The sequence below is a fragment of the Pseudomonas sp. ICMP 561 genome (genome assembly GCF_002699985.1).
Lineage (GTDB): Bacteria > Pseudomonadota > Gammaproteobacteria > Pseudomonadales > Pseudomonadaceae > Aquipseudomonas > Aquipseudomonas quasicaspiana.
The window spans coordinates 398,777-413,378 of sequence record NZ_LKBT01000012.1; the positions used below are offsets into that span (position 1 = coordinate 398,777).

Sequence of the window (14,602 nt, forward strand, 5' to 3'; positions counted from 1 at the left end):
ACTGGGCATGGATACGCTCATTTATCCAGGTCGCGGTCATCCATGCTGATTGGCAGTTACACCTCGTCGTTGGTTCTGGTTTCAGTTTTCGTCGCTATCCTCGCTTCCTACACCGCACTTGATCTTGCCGGGCGTATCGCGTCTGCGAAAGGCCGGGCCGCTGCCTTCTGGATGTTCGGCGGTGCCTGTTCCATGGGCGTTGGTATCTGGTCCATGCACTTTATTGGCATGCTCGCCTTTGACCTGCCGATAGAGCTGGCCTTCGATCTCCCCATCACGTCTCTTTCCCTGCTGATTGCGGTCCTGTCTTCAGGATTTGCCCTGTGGTTGGTCAGCCAGCCGCAGCTGCCTCTGTCAGTGCTGGCCCTGGGGGCTTTGTTCATGGGCGCAGGCATCAGTGCCATGCACTACACCGGCATGGCCTCGCTTCGTATGTATCCCGGAATCACCTACGACCCCGCCACGGTGCTGGCCTCACTGGCTATTGCCGTTGCCGCCTCGGCCGCTGCCCTCTGGATTGCCTTTCGCTTGCGCCGACAGACGCCCCATGTACGCCTGGCCCGTGGTGCAGCGGCGGTGGTGATGGGTATGGCCATTGTCGGCATGCATTACACCGGCATGGCGGCGGCAGGATTTTCCGAGGACAGCTACTGCGGCGCACTCGCTGACGGCATTCGCTACAACGGCCTGTTCTCGCTGGTATTAGTGGGAAGTCTCGCGGTGCTGACCTTCACCTTGCTGACGTCGATACTGGATGCAAGGCTTGAGGCAAGGACTGCCGAGCTGTCGCAGTCCCTGATCCAGGTCAACCGTGAGCTGCAGCATCTGGCACTGCATGACACATTGACGGGTTTGCCGAATCGGGTGTTGCTGGCGGAGCGGATTGAGGAGGCCATGCAGCGCGTTGACGCGAAAGGCGGTGGTTTCGCCCTGATGTTCATGGATCTGGATGGCTTCAAACCCGTCAACGATGCCTTTGGTCATCATGTTGGCGATCAACTGCTGCGGGATGTGGGTTTGCGTTTGCGGGCCAACCTGCATCGTCGGGATACTCTGGCGCGGATCGGTGGCGATGAGTTCGTTCTGCTGGTGGATGTGGAGGATATTCATGATGCGCCCTGTATCGCTGCACGTCAGGTCGATGTGATTGCACAGCCGTTTCATATTGCCGATCAACTGTTGCAGATATCCGTCAGCATTGGCATCGCGCTTTATCCAGGCTGCGGACAGACTCAGGAAGAGCTACTGATGAACGCCGATGCCGCGATGTACCACGCCAAGGCAGCGGGTAAAAATGGCTACAGCTTCTTTGATCCGAGTATGAATACCAACGCGCGCAATCAGTTGGAGCTGTTGCAGGAACTGCGTGTTGCGATCAAGTACAAGCATTTCAGTCTTTACTATCAACCCAAATTCGATGCTGTCAGCGGTGAGCCGATGGGGGCCGAAGCGCTGTTGCGCTGGAATCACCCGCAAAAGGGGCTGCTGTTGCCCGATGCCTTCATGGGCCTGGCCGAAAAGACCGGGCTGATTGTCAGTATCGGTGAATGGGTACTGGACGAAGCCTGTCGCCAGATGCGTATCTGGGCGGACATGGGTTATGGCCACTGGCGTGTCGCGGTGAATCTTTCGACGCTTCAGTTCTGTCATTCCAGCCTTGTGGAAACCGTTGCCAAAGCGCTCGAACTGCACCGCTTGCCGGCCAATAACCTGACCCTGGAAATCACCGAAACCACGGCCATGAGCGACACTGAGGCGAGCATCAGCGTATTGCAAAAGTTATCGGAAATGGGCGTCGACCTGTCCATTGACGATTTCGGCACGGGCTATTCGAGCCTGATGTATCTCAAGCGACTGCCTGCCAATGAACTGAAGATTGATCGTGGCTTCGTTCGTGATCTTGAGCATGACAGTGACGATGCAGCGATCATCTCGGCCATCGTCGCAGTAGGGCAGGCGCTGAATCTGCGGATCGTTGCCGAAGGGATCGAGACGGACCGTCAGCAGAGTTTCCTGACGCGTCTGGGCTGTGATGCACTGCAGGGTTATCTGCTAGGCCATCCACAACCTGCCGAACGCTTCATGGCTGACATCCATGCGGCAAGAGGCGCTACCGTTCTGGCAGGCTGACTGGTAGTCTTCGAGCAATTTCTGACACCTCGCTGTCGCTAAGTAAACACGGACCCTGTAGGAGTGAGCTTGCTCGCGATTCGATTTCATGGTTAACGAATTTATCGCTTTATCTGACGCCATCGCGAGCAAGCTCACTCCTACAGGCCAATGGCTGCCTCAATGCAGCGCCGTGTCAGCTCTCACGGCAAATGCATTTCAATTCAGAGTACTGAGTTTCGTTTGATCAGCGTCATGCGTACCTCTACAGGAGACATTTATGGATAAAGTTCTCATCATCACCGGTGGCTCACGAGGTATCGGTGCCGCCACTGCTTTACTTGCCGCAGCACAAGGCTATCGAATCTGCATCAACTACCACTCCGATCATCAGGCCGCCGAAACGACCTGTGAGAAGGTCCGGGCCATGGGCGCTTCGGTGATGGCCGTTCAGGCTGACGTCAGCAATGAAGATGAAATCATTCGCCTGTTCGCCCGGGTCGATGCCGAGTTCGGGCCTGTGACCCATCTGGTCAACAACGCTGCAACAGTTGCCCATGCCTCTCGTGTCGAAGAACTGACCGAATTCCGTTTGCTGAAAATGATGATGACCAATGTGGTCGGTCCGATCCTGTGCAGCAAACACGCGCTGCTGCGCATGTCCCCGCGGCATGGCGGTAAAGGCGGCAGCATCGTCAATGTGTCCTCGGTCGCGTCGCGTCTTGGCTCCCCCGGTGAATACGTCGACTATGCAGCCTCCAAGGGCGCGCTCGACACCTTCACCACGGGCCTGGCTCGAGAAGTGGCAGGCGAGGGCATTCGCGTCAACGCCGTTCGACCGGGTTATATTTTCACTGACTTCCACGCCCTGAGCGGTGATCCCTACCGGGTCAGCAAACTGGAATCCGGTATCCCCATGGGCCGTGGCGGCGTCGCCGAAGAAGTTGCTGAAGCAATTGTCTGGCTGCTGTCAGAGAAAGCGTCGTATGCGACCGGCACATTCATTGATCTGGGTGGTGGTCGCTGATCTGTTCAGCTCGCAAGCAGTGAGTGAATGATCCGTCCAAGGGTTTGCATGGCTTTATCCGACGCGTCGTTCCAGGCGCCGCCGTAATTCAATCGAATGCAGTGGCGGAAACGTCGGGTCGGAGAAAAGATCGGGCCCGGCGCGATGCTGACTCCCTGAGTCAGCGCTGTCTTGAATACCTGCAATGAATCGACTTGCTCTGGCAGTTCCAGCCACAGGAAGTAGCCGCCCTCTGGCCGACTGACTCGGGTCTGTGCCGGAAAGTAGCGCGCAATGGCCCCCAGCATCGCCCGTTGCTGATCCTCAAGGGCGTAGCGCAGTTTGCGCAAATGCCGGTCATAACCGCCGTGCTGCAGATAGTCAGCAATCGCCGCCTGGGCGGGCATCGATGCGCAGAGCGATGTCATCAGCTTCAGGCGTTCGATTTTCTGCGCATAGCGCCCGGCCGCCACCCAGCCGATCCGGTAACCGGGGGCGAGGCTCTTGGCAAACGAACCGCAGTGCAACACCAGACCTTCCGTATCAAACGCCTTGGCCGGTCTGGGTGCGTGAGGACCGTAATACAACTCGGCATAGACATCGTCTTCAATCAGCGGCACCTGATGTTCGCGCAACAGCTCGACCAGCCCTTGTTTACGGGCTTGAGGTACCAGCGCGCCGGTGGGGTTCTGAAAGCTGGTCATGCACCAGCAGGCCTTGATGGGGTGGCGCTGCAGTGTCTGCGCGAGGATGTCCAGGTCGATGCCGTCTCGAGGATGAACCGGAATTTCCACCGCCTTGAGCTTGAGGCGCTCCAGCACCTGCAGGCAGGCGTAAAAAGCCGGCGCTTCGATGGCAACCAGATCACCCGGCTCAGTGACGGCCTGCAGGCAAAGGTTTAGGGCTTCCAGTGCGCCGTTGGTGATCAGCAGTTCTTCCATGGGCAGTGTCAGCCCACCAATCCTGTAACGCAGGGCAATCTGTTGCCGCAGTTGTGGATGGCCCGGAGACATGTCGGTGACCACCATCCGCGGGTCCATGTCCCGGCTGGCGCTGGCCAGTGATCGCGACAAGCGCTGCATAGGAAACAGCATCGGGCTGGGGAACGCTGAGCCAAAAGGCACTGTGTCGGGGTCTTTGATAGAGCTGAGCACCGAGAAGACCAGTTCGCTGACATCCACTTCAGTGGATTCGCCCACTTGAGCGTCTTTCAGCGGTTCGTTGAAGCTGTGGCCGGGTTGATCCAGCGCCTTTGGGTTGACGAAATAACCGGAGCGGGGCCGTGCACTGATCAACCCTCGGCGCTCCAGCAGGTAATAGGCCTGGAACACGGTTGACGGGCTGATGCCGTGGGTCTGGCTCGCATAGCGTACCGACGGCACACGCTGCCCGGGGGCCAGAACGCCAGTCCGGATCAGCTCGGCGATGGTGTCGGCATACTTCTCGTAGCGCTTCATGGCATCTCGCGGGCTCTGTTCGATCATGTCGGACGCTCATATCTACGGCTTGGCGGATAGCCATAGGGTGAGCGGCGGAGGGAATGGAGAACAGCGTCAGCTTAACGATAAAAAACCGGATCAGATAGCGGGTGACTGCTGCACTCTTGCAGAGTGCTGCTGTCCATTTTCGGTAGATGCTGCTGTGTTTTTGACTGCACCTCTAATGATCAACACCGATCCGTAGGACTGGCTTTAGCCGGGAGAGGGCCTGCACATTCAGCAAATGTTTTGGTCAGGAATGCAGCTCTCCCGGCTAAAGCCAGTCCTACGGGCGAGGCGTAAAAATACTGTAGCGTTCCGTACATGAACTCCAAGGAGCAACAATGACCGCATGGTGGCAAGAAGTCTGGGTAACGCTGCAATCCGAATTCTCCGATATCACTGATGCCTCACAGTTGACCCGGATCACGGTTCGCCTCACGCTCGCGGCCTTGCTGGGCGGGATTCTGGGGTTTGAACGGGAACACAAGGGCAAAGCTGCCGGGGTACGTACGCACATGCTGGTGGCCATGGGGGCGGCTTTATTTGTCCTGGCTCCGCACATGGCGGGTGCTGATGACGCTGCGCTTAGCCGGGTCATTCAAGGCATCGTCGCCGGGATTGGCTTTCTGGGTGCCGGAACGATCCTAAAGGACCGCGCGCAACATACTGATCAGGTCAAGGGCCTGACCACGTCGGCAGGGTTGTGGATGACCGCCGCGATCGGAATCGCGGCGGGGATGGGGCGTGAGGCTACAGCGGTATTAAGTACCATCCTGGCGTTGGGAATCCTGAACCTGATGCCCATTGTCGTCGGCAAGATTGACCCGGCAGAAGACAATCCAGACAAAAAGGACGGTTCGGAAAAACCCTGATAAGCAAATCTATTCAGGGAAGTCCTCGCCCAACACAGCCGGTGGCTCGTTCGGCGGCGGGTCACCTATAGGGCCTGGCGTTACCTCGGGTGGAGTCGAGGGCGGCTCCTGATCGGGTGGGGGCTCAGGCAAGGCTGGATCATCGATCATCGGATCGGGGGTTTCAGCTGGGACAGGAATGCTCATTGGCGTCACCTCTACGTTTGGCAAATGCACAGGGGCAAGTGCGTTTTCAATATGACATTTTCTGGACACGCCTCTTTGGACCGCAGGTAATCACGGATGGCTCAAGCGATTAACAGGCGCGGCCCGGATCTGCGTCTAAGCTGACACACGGCATGTGTGCATCGACTGCAAACCTCTTTGAACTTTTCCCGTCCAGGACCGCTCGGAAACCAGTAGGCCGGATTCAGTCAGTTGACTGTGGCCGCTCAAAAATTCTTGCTCAGGTAGCCAGCGGTAAGGCGGCCTGACCATCGTCAATGCATGGATTGCACAGGAGCGTCCCCGTGGGGCGTGAGGAGTGATGCTCGATGAATGTGACCGCTGATCAGCCGTACGGCCCGGATTCCCTGGCCCGTGATGTTTCTAACCCGACTCGACCTCTACCTTTGACCCAAGCCCTTCAGCTGCCGCGAATCGTGATTGAAGACACGACTCCGGTGATTGAGGGCGGATTGTTTGCTGTCAAAGGCATTATTGGTCAACCCGTGACAGTGACCAGTAAAGTGTATGCAGACGGCCACGACAAAATGGCCGTACATATCCGTTGGCGTTCTGTCACCGAGGATACCTGGCACAGCGCCCCCATGCAGGAACTGGGCAATGACAGCTGGACCGGTGAGTTCACGCCGACCAGCGTCAGCCGATACATTTTCCGTCTCGAAGCGTGGATCGATCAGTTCGCCAGTTATCGCTATGAGCTTGAGAAGAAGTTTGGCGCAGGCGTTTCCATTGAGCTGGAATTGACTGAAGGCCGGATTCACCTTGAGCACGCTGCCGAACGTAGTTCCGGCGAGCTGAAGGCGCAAATTCTGGGTGTCTTGAGCGAGCTGGAAAAAGCCGAACCCGAAGCCCGCGTGGCGCTGCTGTTGAACAGCGAAACGTCGGCGCTGATGAGTCAGGCTGACAACCATGCGTTCCTCAGTCGCAGCATTGAGTTCCCGCTTGATGTGGAGCGTGAGCTGGCACAGTTTGCCAGCTGGTACGAGCTGTTCCCGCGTTCGATCACTGATGATCCGGAGCGCCACGGCACCTTTAACGATGTGCACAGCCGGTTGCCGACAATTCGGGACATGGGCTTTGATGTGCTGTATTTCCCGCCGATTCATCCCATCGGTCGTTCCCATCGTAAAGGTCCCAACAACTCCCTGACGGCTGGTCCGGATGATCCCGGCAGTCCGTATGCCATCGGCAGTGAAGACGGCGGCCACGACGCGATTCACCCGCAACTGGGCAGCCGCGAGGATTTCCGTAATCTGGTGACGGCTGCGGCCGAGCACGGTCTGGAAATCGCCCTGGATTTCGCCATTCAGTGCTCTCAGGACCACCCGTGGCTCAAGCAGCATCCGGGCTGGTTCACCTGGCGTCCGGACGGGACGATCCGTTATGCGGAGAATCCGCCGAAGAAGTATCAGGACATCGTTAACGTCGATTTCTATGCGCCGGATGCGATTCCGAGCCTGTGGCTGGAATTGCGCGATGTCGTGTTGGGCTGGGTCGAGGAGGGTGTGAAAATCTTCCGTGTCGACAATCCCCATACCAAGCCTTTGCCATTCTGGCAGTGGATGATTGATGACGTCCGCAGCCAGCATCCGGATGTGATGTTCCTCGCTGAAGCCTTCACCAAGCCAGCGATGATGGCGCGGTTGGGCAAGGTCGGTTATTCCCAGAGCTACACCTATTTCACTTGGCGCAACACCAAGGCCGAGCTGTCGGAGTACTTCACCGAGCTTAACCAGGCCCCTTGGCGTGATTGCTACCGGCCGAATTTCTTCGTCAATACGCCCGATATCAATCCGCACTTTTTGCACGAGTCCGGGCGTGCCGGATTCCTCATCCGCGCTGCGTTGGCAACCATGGGCTCGGGTCTGTGGGGCATGTATTCCGGCTTCGAGCTCTGTGAGTCGGCACCAGTGCCGGGCAAGGAAGAGTATCTGGATTCCGAGAAGTACCAGTTGCGCCCTCGGGATTACACCGCGCCGGGCAATATCATTGCCGAGATCGCGCAGCTCAATCGCATTCGGCGTCAGAACCCGGCATTGCAAAGCCATCTGGGTCTGAAGCTTTACACGGCCTGGAATGACAACATTCTGTACTTCGGCAAACGCAGTGCTGACGGCAGCAACTTTGTGCTGGTTGCCGTCAATCTTGATCCATTTAATGCGCAGGAAGCGCATTTCGAATTACCCCTGTGGGAAATGGGTTTACCCGATGATGCGGCCACTTCCGGTGAGGACTTGATGACCGGACACCGCTGGACCTGGTATGGAAAGACCCAGTTCATGCGTCTCGATCCTTCGTACCAGCCTTTCGGCATCTGGCGTATCCAGTCCAATTAACAGGGAATGACCATGGCAAAGAAACCCAAGAGCGCGGCCTTTATCAAAGATCCGCTCTGGTACAAAGATGCAGTGATCTATCAGGTCCATGTGAAGTCGTTCTACGATTCCAACAACGACGGCATCGGTGACTTTCCCGGGCTTATTTCCAAGCTGGATTACATCGCCGAACTGGGCGTGAATACTATCTGGTTGCTGCCTTTCTACCCGTCGCCGCGGCGGGATGACGGCTACGACATTGCTGAATACAAAGGGGTGCACAGTGATTACGGCACCATGGCTGACGCGAAGAAATTCATCGCCGAGGCGCATAAACGTGGTTTGCGGGTTATTACCGAACTGGTGATCAACCACACCTCGGATCAGCACCCGTGGTTTCAGAAGGCTCGAAAGGCCAAGAAGGGTTCCAAGGCACGCGACTTCTACGTCTGGTCTGATACCGACGACAAGTACGACGGCACGCGGATCATTTTTCTCGATACCGAGAAGTCCAACTGGACCTGGGATCCGGTCGCTGAGCAGTATTTCTGGCACCGTTTCTATTCCCACCAGCCGGATCTGAATTTCGATAACCCGCAGGTTATGGAAGCAGTGCTGGACGTGATGCGTTATTGGCTGGATATGGGTATTGATGGCCTGCGTCTGGATGCTATTCCGTACCTGATCGAACGCGATGGCACCAACAATGAAAATCTGCCTGAAACCCACACGGTGCTTAAGCAGATTCGTGCCGAGATCGACGCCAACTATCCGGATCGGATGCTCCTGGCAGAGGCCAACCAGTGGCCGGAAGACACCCAGCTGTATTTTGGCGACACCAAGGGTGACAACGGCGACGAATGTCATATGGCGTTTCACTTCCCGTTGATGCCGCGCATGTACATGGCGCTGGCTCAGGAAGACCGCTTTCCGATCACCGATATCCTGCGCCAGACCCCGGAAATTCCGGCCAACTGCCAGTGGGCGATCTTCCTGCGTAACCACGATGAATTGACCCTGGAAATGGTCACCGATCGTGAGCGTGATTACCTGTGGAATTACTACGCTGCTGACCGTCGCGCCCGGATCAATCTGGGGATTCGTCGTCGTCTGGCGCCGTTGATGCAGCGTGATCGCCGCCGCGTTGAACTGCTCAATAGCATGCTGCTGTCGATGCCAGGTACGCCGACGTTGTACTACGGCGACGAGATTGGCATGGGCGACAACATCTACCTCGGTGACCGGGACGGGGTGCGCACGCCGATGCAGTGGACCATCGACCGCAATGGCGGCTTCTCGCGCGCCGATCCGGCGAGCCTGGTGCTGCCACCGATCATGGACCCGCTGTACGGCTTTCAGTCGGTCAACGTCGAGACCCAGAACAGTGATCCGCATTCGCTGCTGAACTGGAACCGGCGCATGTTGGCAGTGCGCAAACAGCAGAAGGCGTTCGGGCGTGGCGTGCTGAAAATGCTGTCGCCGAGTAACCGACGCATCCTGGCTTATACCCGTGAGTACACCGGAGCGGATGGCAAGACCGAGATCATTCTGTGCGTCGCCAACATGTCCAGCGCGTCCCAGGCGGCCGAGCTGGAGCTTTCTGCCTACGCGGGCACGGTGCCCGTGGAAATGCTCGGCGGCAGTGCCTTTCCGCCTATTGGTCAATTGAATTATCTGTTGACCTTGCCGCCTTACGGCTTCTATTGGTTCCTGCTGGCTGCAGAAAACCAGATGCCTTCCTGGCATGTGGAGCCTGCGCAAAGCATCCCGGATTTCCCCACTATGGTCCTTAAAAAACGCCTCGAAGAATTGCTCGACGAACCTTTGCGCACGGTGATGGAACAGAATTCGCTGGCGCAGTATTTGCCCAAGCGTCGCTGGTTTGCGGCCAAGGACAAAGCCATCGACAAGGTGCATATCGCATACGCGGTGCGCTTTGGCGATGCCGCGCATCCGGTACTACTGAGCGAAATCGAAGTCACGGCGGGCGACCATCACGCACGTTACCAGTTGCCGTTCGGCATGCTGGCTGAAGACGATATCAGCAGCGCCTTGCCTCAGCAGTTGGCTCTGGCTCGCGTGCGTCGCGGTCGTCAGGTGGGTTTGGTCACCGATGCATTCACACTGGAAACCTTTATTCGTGCGGTGGCACACGGCATGCAAGTGCAGACCGTGCTGCCTAGCAGTGAAGGGGAGTTGCGTTTCGAGCACACCTCTCAATTGCAGCCGCTGGGTCTTGGCAGTGAATCTGAAGTTCGCTACCTGTCGGCCGAGCAGTCCAACAGTTCCGTGGTCGTCGGCAGCAGCCTGGTGCTGAAAATGATTCGCCGGGTCAACCCGGGCATCCATCCGGAGCTGGAGATGGGCGCCTATCTGACTAACGCCGGTTACAAATACATCTCGCCATTGCTGGGCTCCGTGGTGCGCGTCGGCAACGATGGTCAGCATCACTTGCTGATGATTGCACAGGGTTATCTGAGCAACCAGGGCGATGCGTGGGAATGGACGCAGAACAATCTGGAACGGGCTGTTCGCGATGAGATGTCCCACGGTATTTCCGGCCAGGAGCAGCACTACAACGCGCTGCTGGAACTGGAGGATTTCGCAGGCAATCTCGGCAAGCGTCTGGGTGAGATGCACCAGGTTTTGGCGGCGTCCACCGACAACCCGGACTTTGCTGTGGAAGTCACCAGTGTCAAAGACAGCCAGGCTTCCGGTAAAAGCGTCACTGCTCAAATGGAACACGCGCTGAAGTTGCTGGAGCAGAACAAAGCGGCGCTGGAGCCGGTGGATCAGCAACTGGTCAGTGATTTGCTGGCCAACCGCAAGAAGGTGCTGGCCCACGTGCAAGCGTTGGCCAAGCGTTCGGTGGGCGGTCTGCGCATCAGGGTTCACGGTGATCTGCACCTCGGGCAAGTATTGGTGGTCAAAGGCGACGCTTACCTGATCGATTTCGAAGGTGAGCCGGCGCGATCTGTTGAGGAGCGACGTGCCAAATACAGTCCGTTCAAGGATGTCAGCGGCGTGCTGCGTTCCTTTGATTACGCGGCGGCCATGGCCGTACGCAGCGCACAAAGCGTCGACACGTCGCCGGAGGCCGCTGAGGCGCGCCGCCGTGTGGCTGAAACTTATTTGAACCAGGCCCGTGCTGCCTTCATCGAAGGTTATGGTTCGGCCACTGCCGGACTGGCCCATGCCTGGAAAGACGCCAAGGGTGAAAAAGCAGCGCTTGAGTTGTTCACTCTGGAAAAAACCGCTTATGAAGTAGTCTACGAAGCTGAAAACCGCCCGACCTGGTTGTCCGTGCCGTTGCAAGGTTTGCGTGGTCTGCTCAATCTGTCTGATGGAGAGTCTTGATGAATGCGCCTGACAAAACTGGTGCGGGTCTGCAACTGATGCCCGCTGCCGTAGACATGGATGCATTGATCCGTGCCGAACACCGTGATCCGTTCTCGATCCTGGGCCCACATGGCGATGGTGCCAACGGGCAGATCATCCGGGCTTATCTGCCTGCTGCGTTGAGCGTCACAGTCCTTGCCCGTGAAGGCGGGCATGAGCTGGGCGCGCTGGAAATGAGCGAGGTGCCGGGCTTTTTTGTCGGGCGCTTTCCCGACGTCCAGCCCTACCTGCTGAAGATCAACTGGGCGGGCGGTGAGCAGATCACTGAAGACCCTTACAGCTTTGGCCCGCTGCTGGGCGAGATGGACTTGTACCTGTTTGCCGAGGGCAATCACCGTGACCTGAGCAGTTGCCTGGGCGCACAGGTGACCACGGCCGAAGGCATTCAAGGGGTGCGTTTTTCGGTTTGGGCACCTAACGCTAGACGCGTCTCGGTGGTCGGCAGCTTCAACAATTGGGACGGTCGCCGTCACCCAATGCGCTTGCGCCATCCTACCGGCGTCTGGGAAGTGTTCGTTCCCCGACTGCAACCGGGTGAGCTCTACAAGTTCGAGATTCTGGGCGCTCACGGGATTCTGCCACTCAAGTCTGACCCAATGGCGTTGGCAACCACTCTGCCACCGGATACCGCGTCCAAAGTGTCGGCACCGCTGCATTTTGAATGGCACGACAACGACTGGCTGCAATCCCGTGGCGACCGTCACGGCGCCAACGCGCCGTTGTCGATCTACGAGCTGCACGCCGGCTCCTGGCAGATGGAGCAGAACGACGAAGGCCAATGGCGTCAGTACAACTGGCGTGAACTGGCAGATCGTCTGATTCCGTATGTGAAGGAGCTGGGCTTCACCCACATCGAATTGATGCCGATCATGGAGCATCCTTTCGGTGGTTCGTGGGGCTATCAACTGCTGGCGCAATTTGCCCCGACGTCGCGCTACGGTTCGCCCGAAGATTTCGCTGCGTTCGTCGATGCCTGTCACCAGGCCGAGATCGGTGTGATCCTGGACTGGGTGCCTGCACACTTTCCTACCGACACCCACGGTCTGGCGCAATTTGACGGCACGGCACTGTATGAGTACGCCAACCCACAGGAAGGCTTCCATCAGGACTGGGACACGCTGATCTACAACCTGGGCCGCACCGAAGTGCACGGCTTCATGCTGGCGTCCGCACTGCACTGGCTCAAGCATTACCACATCGATGGTCTACGCGTGGATGCTGTGGCCTCGATGCTGTATCGCGATTATTCGCGTAAAGCCGGGGAGTGGGTGCCTAACCGTTTCGGCGGTCGCGAAAACCTGGAAGCCATTGATTTCCTGCGCCACCTCAATGACGTGGTCGCGCTGGAAGCACCGGGTACGCTGGTCATTGCCGAAGAATCCACCGCATGGCCAGGTGTCAGTCAGAGCACCCAACAGGGCGGTCTTGGCTTTGCCTACAAGTGGAACATGGGCTGGATGCACGACACGCTGCATTACATCCAGCAGGACCCGATCCATCGCGCCCATCACCACGGCGAGCTGAGTTTCGGTCTGATGTACGCCTGGTCGGAGAAATTCATCCTGCCGATTTCCCACGATGAAGTGGTGCACGGCAAGCATTCCCTGATCGATAAAATGCCGGGTGATCGCTGGCAGAAATTCGCAAACCTGCGCGCCTACCTGACGTTCATGTGGACCCATCCGGGCAAGAAACTGTTGTTCATGGGCTGCGAGTTCGGTCAGTGGCGTGAGTGGAATCACGACGAACAGCTGGACTGGTACTTGCTGCAGTACGCCGAGCACATTGGCGTGAAAAAGCTGGTCAGCGATCTCAATCGGGTATATCGCGAAGAGAAGGCCCTGCACGAGCGTGATACCGAGCCAATGGGCTTCCAGTGGTTGATCGGGGATGACGCTGCCAATAGCGTGTTTGCGTACATGCGCTGGAGCAAGGAGGGCGAGCCGCTGCTGGTGGTAGCCAACCTGACACCGGTACCGCGTGAGGGTTATCGCGTGGGCGTTCCGTTCGGCGGCAACTGGACGGAGTTGCTCAATAGCGATGCTGAAATGTATGCAGGTTCGAACCTGGGTAACGGCGGCGGTGTGCACACTGAAGAGGTTAAGAGCCATGGTCAGCCAGTGTCACTTTCGCTGAATCTTCCGCCGCTGGCGGTGCTGATTCTCAAGCCTAAGGCGAGTGAGGGGTAATCGCTTAATCTGAAAGCCGGCGCTGCACTTATCGCGGGCAAGCACCGCTCCCACAGATGGACCTCGATCTCCTGTGGAAGTGGTGCTTGCCCGCGATGCAGACGCTGCCGTGTTTCAGGTGAACCGAGTTGCCCATATCGCGGGCAAGCCCAGCTCCCACATAGTTATGTGCTGGCTGCGCTACAACCTATTTTCAGACGTTCGCAGTTACAGATGCACTTCAACCGCTAAGGGAAGATGGTCAGAGAGGTGCGTCCAGGGCTTGTTACCTAGAATCCGCGGCTCATGACTGCTGGCATTGCGCAGGTAAACCCGGTCCAGACGTAGCATCGGGAAACGTGCCGGATAGGATTTTGCCAGCGCGCCGTGATGGCGCTCGAACACTTCGTGCAAATACTCGCAACGCGCCAGGCGCTTGTTACCGCGCAGTTGCCAATCATTGAAATCCCCCGCGATGATCACCGGCGCATGACTGGGCAGTGAATCCAGCAGCTTGCACAGCAGGTCGAGCTGCAATTGCCGATGACTTTCAAGAAGACTCAGGTGCACGCAGATCGCGTGGACCTCATCGTGGCCGGGCACTTGCAATACGCAGTGCAGCAGGCCTCGGCGCTCGGGACCGGTGATGGAAATATCCAGATTGCGATGCTGCAGGATCGGGTATTTCGAGAGTATGGCGTTGCCATGGTGACCGTCGGGGTACACCGCGTTGCGACCGTAAGCGAAGTCGCTCCACATGCTGTCAGCGAGGAACTCGTAATGTGACGTTTCTGGCCAGTCAGCGTGTCGCGACGCGTGGCGCTCATGGCTACCCAGCACTTCCTGGAGAAACACCAGATCAGCACTGGTGCTGCGCACGGCTTCGCGCAGTTCGGGGAGGATGAAACGTCGATTGAGCGCGGTGAAGCCTTTGTGCGTATTCACCGTGAGCACGCGCAAGCGATGAATATCGGGAATATCACTCATGTCCATGATGTCGGCGCTTACGCCAGCTGGGCCAGGGGGC

At 57.8% G+C, this 14,602-nt stretch carries 9 protein-coding genes; 6 read left to right on the top strand and 3 right to left on the bottom strand.

Annotated elements, in window-relative coordinates; genetic code table 11:
* Positions 1–42 precede the first annotated feature (42 nt).
* Both AO242_RS12080 and AO242_RS12085 read left to right on the top strand, forming a co-directional pair.
* Positions 43–2,130: a putative bifunctional diguanylate cyclase/phosphodiesterase gene (locus AO242_RS12080; protein ID WP_099268838.1), complete on the top strand. Its 2,088-nt coding sequence runs from the start codon at positions 43–45 to the stop codon at positions 2,128–2,130.
* A gap of 259 nt (positions 2,131–2,389) precedes the next feature.
* The gene (locus AO242_RS12085; RefSeq protein ID WP_099268839.1) at positions 2,390–3,136 is read left to right on the top strand and encodes an SDR family oxidoreductase; all 747 of its coding nucleotides are present in this window, start codon (positions 2,390–2,392) and stop codon (positions 3,134–3,136) included.
* 5 nt (positions 3,137–3,141) lie between these two features.
* Here AO242_RS12085 and mapR read toward each other — a convergent pair whose 3' ends face one another.
* Positions 3,142–4,572 (bottom strand): GntR family transcriptional regulator MpaR, encoded by a 1,431-nt coding sequence (gene mapR / locus AO242_RS12090; RefSeq protein ID WP_099268970.1) that lies wholly within the window; start codon positions 4,570–4,572, stop codon positions 3,142–3,144.
* A 365-nt stretch (positions 4,573–4,937) separates the two neighbouring features.
* Here mapR and AO242_RS12095 point away from each other — a divergent pair, with 365 nt between their 5' ends.
* Complete coding sequence (locus AO242_RS12095; protein ID WP_099268840.1) at positions 4,938–5,468, top strand: MgtC/SapB family protein; 531 nt, start codon at positions 4,938–4,940, stop codon at positions 5,466–5,468.
* 9 nt (positions 5,469–5,477) lie between these two features.
* Here AO242_RS12095 and AO242_RS29410 read toward each other — a convergent pair whose 3' ends face one another.
* Positions 5,478–5,654, bottom strand: coding sequence for a hypothetical protein (locus tag AO242_RS29410; RefSeq protein WP_164581897.1), 177 nt, complete (start codon positions 5,652–5,654; stop codon positions 5,478–5,480).
* Positions 5,655–6,001: 347 nt separating this feature from the next.
* On the opposite strand from AO242_RS29410, the gene AO242_RS12100 reads away from it, so the two are divergent.
* Genes AO242_RS12100 through glgB form a run of 3 tightly spaced genes read left to right on the top strand, consistent with a single transcriptional unit; the run spans position 6,002 to position 13,596 of the window.
* Positions 6,002–8,029, top strand: a complete 2,028-nt coding sequence (locus AO242_RS12100; RefSeq protein WP_099268841.1) for an alpha-1,4-glucan--maltose-1-phosphate maltosyltransferase — start codon at positions 6,002–6,004, stop codon at positions 8,027–8,029.
* A 12-nt stretch (positions 8,030–8,041) separates the two neighbouring features.
* Positions 8,042–11,365 (top strand): maltose alpha-D-glucosyltransferase, encoded by a 3,324-nt coding sequence (treS, locus tag AO242_RS12105; RefSeq protein ID WP_099268842.1) that lies wholly within the window; start codon positions 8,042–8,044, stop codon positions 11,363–11,365.
* Positions 11,365–13,596, top strand: coding sequence for a 1,4-alpha-glucan branching protein GlgB (gene glgB, locus AO242_RS12110; protein WP_099268843.1), 2,232 nt, complete (start codon positions 11,365–11,367; stop codon positions 13,594–13,596). Before treS ends, glgB begins: the two co-directional genes overlap by 1 nt.
* Before the next feature lie 207 nt (positions 13,597–13,803).
* Here glgB and AO242_RS12115 read toward each other — a convergent pair whose 3' ends face one another.
* On the bottom strand, positions 13,804–14,562 hold the full coding sequence (locus AO242_RS12115; RefSeq protein ID WP_049827046.1) for an endonuclease/exonuclease/phosphatase family protein: 759 nt from the start codon (positions 14,560–14,562) through the stop codon (positions 13,804–13,806).
* Positions 14,563–14,602: the final 40 nt, after the last annotated feature.

What these genes read in the sequence shown, in the direction of transcription:
- treS (WP_099268842.1), top strand. Translation starts at nt 8,042, where the DNA reads ATGGCAAAGAAACCCAAGAGCGCGGCCTTTATCAAAGATCCGCTCTGG.
- mapR (WP_099268970.1), bottom strand. Translation starts at nt 4,572, where the DNA reads ATGAAGCGCTACGAGAAGTATGCCGACACCATCGCCGAGCTGATCCGG.
- AO242_RS29410 (WP_164581897.1), bottom strand. Translation starts at nt 5,654, where the DNA reads ATGAGCATTCCTGTCCCAGCTGAAACCCCCGATCCGATGATCGATGAT.
- AO242_RS12115 (WP_049827046.1), bottom strand. Translation starts at nt 14,562, where the DNA reads ATGAGTGATATTCCCGATATTCATCGCTTGCGCGTGCTCACGGTGAAT.
- glgB (WP_099268843.1), top strand. Translation starts at nt 11,365, where the DNA reads ATGAATGCGCCTGACAAAACTGGTGCGGGTCTGCAACTGATGCCCGCT.
- AO242_RS12100 (WP_099268841.1), top strand. Translation starts at nt 6,002, where the DNA reads ATGAATGTGACCGCTGATCAGCCGTACGGCCCGGATTCCCTGGCCCGT.
- AO242_RS12080 (WP_099268838.1), top strand. Translation starts at nt 43, where the DNA reads ATGCTGATTGGCAGTTACACCTCGTCGTTGGTTCTGGTTTCAGTTTTC.
- AO242_RS12095 (WP_099268840.1), top strand. Translation starts at nt 4,938, where the DNA reads ATGACCGCATGGTGGCAAGAAGTCTGGGTAACGCTGCAATCCGAATTC.
- AO242_RS12085 (WP_099268839.1), top strand. Translation starts at nt 2,390, where the DNA reads ATGGATAAAGTTCTCATCATCACCGGTGGCTCACGAGGTATCGGTGCC.